1 pseudogene is annotated in these 223 nt (G+C 33.6%); it reads left to right on the plus strand.

From position 1 onward, the window contains the following. A pseudogene (locus tag BAQ44_RS04000) lies at window positions 1–223 on the plus strand (RNA-guided endonuclease InsQ/TnpB family protein); the annotation flags it as partial.

Below are 223 nucleotides of genomic sequence, written 5' to 3' on the forward strand. Positions count from 1 at the left end.
AATGGTTATCACACTTCTTATAAATCCAAAAAAGATGTAATCCAAGGATTTTATGCCAATTATGAAAGGCTGATTATAGGAAAGAAAGTAATTCATATTCAGTCTATTGGAGAAGTGAAAACAAGCCAACAACTACCAAAAAATAAAAAGCCATCCAATCCAAGAGTTACATTTGACGGTCGTCACTGGTGGATTAGTGTAGGATTCCAAGAAGACTTTGAAT

The sequence above is a fragment of the Bacillus mobilis genome (assembly GCF_001884045.1).
Taxonomy (GTDB): Bacteria; Bacillota; Bacilli; order Bacillales; family Bacillaceae_G; genus Bacillus_A; species Bacillus_A mobilis.